General features: G+C 61.1%; 2 protein-coding genes. One reads left to right on the top strand and one right to left on the bottom strand.

The genetic code is table 11. From position 1 onward, the window contains the following. Positions 1–65 precede the first annotated feature (65 nt). Positions 66–425: a hypothetical protein gene (locus J1C52_RS15015; protein ID WP_088716109.1), complete on the bottom strand. Its 360-nt coding sequence runs from the start codon at positions 423–425 to the stop codon at positions 66–68. Positions 426–620: 195 nt separating this feature from the next. Between J1C52_RS15015 and J1C52_RS15010 the strand changes: the two genes are divergently transcribed. Then, complete coding sequence (locus J1C52_RS15010; RefSeq protein WP_370633278.1) at positions 621–896, top strand: hypothetical protein; 276 nt, start codon at positions 621–623, stop codon at positions 894–896. Positions 897–900 lie beyond the last annotated feature (4 nt).

The raw sequence follows: 900 nt of genomic DNA, 5'->3' as shown, positions 1-900 counted from the left end.
CATACGCGGCCAAGGGTGCGGAACAAACACCTGTACCGAGTAGCACGACGAGCGCAAACGCGCGGTCAGTTGTCCTTGACCAGAACCGGACCGGTCCGCGGCTCGGGCGATCGCCCGGGGGCTGCATGGCGTTCGCGGGCACCCTCGACGAGCGGGATGCTGGCAGTCGTGCAGCCCATGTCGGCAAGGAAGCTGACAAGGCCGACGATGGTCTTGAAATCGCGCAACTTGAGAACGCTGCGGCTGGTGACGAGCATCTTGTCGTCGCCACCATCCGGGGCGACAGCACGTATGACCCAGGCGCCGTACCAACTGTTATGGCGCTTCTCGGCGCCTTCCTTGCAGACCACCTCGATGAGGTAGCCTTCGGCAAGGAGGCCGCGCAGCCCGTCTTCTGTAACCACATTCGGTGCTTCTTCTATCATGGCCTTCCCTGGGTCCTTTTTTCTGCGTGAAGTGCAGTCTCGGGCCCACGGGGTCGCAACACCGCGGGCGATACAAGACAACATGATCGATAGCAAGACAATTAAAACGACTTGACGCAGATTGCCTTGCTCCGATAACGGTGATAGCTGACAAAGTCGTGATCTTAAAGGCGGCAAAGGAGTTTTGCCCTGCACATGTCCTGTGCGTGCAACATCCCCCTGGCGTTGCTGATCACCGTCCTTGTGGTGAGTGGCCCGGCCTATGCCTGCATCCCGCCGGAACGGCCGTTCCTGCCCGCGTCCCAAGATGACATGCGCGCCTACGCGGACCTGATCCGGGGGGATTTCGAGGCCTACATCGCCGACGTGCAGGAGTATTTCCGCTGCATCGACGAGGAGCGCGCGCGAGCCTTTGTGGATGCCAGGGAAGTGAGCGAGGAATACGGGCGGTTCATCGAGGCTGTCGAGTAGCCCC

This window comes from Roseibaca sp. Y0-43, from assembly GCF_020667835.1.
Taxonomy (GTDB): Bacteria; Pseudomonadota; Alphaproteobacteria; order Rhodobacterales; family Rhodobacteraceae; genus Roseinatronobacter.
Note: the sequence above shows the minus strand (reverse complement) of the source record. Positions and strands in the feature narration are given on the sequence as shown.

What these genes read in the sequence shown, in the direction of transcription:
- J1C52_RS15015 (WP_088716109.1), bottom strand. Translation starts at nt 425, where the DNA reads ATGATAGAAGAAGCACCGAATGTGGTTACAGAAGACGGGCTGCGCGGC.
- J1C52_RS15010 (WP_370633278.1), top strand. Translation starts at nt 621, where the DNA reads ATGTCCTGTGCGTGCAACATCCCCCTGGCGTTGCTGATCACCGTCCTT.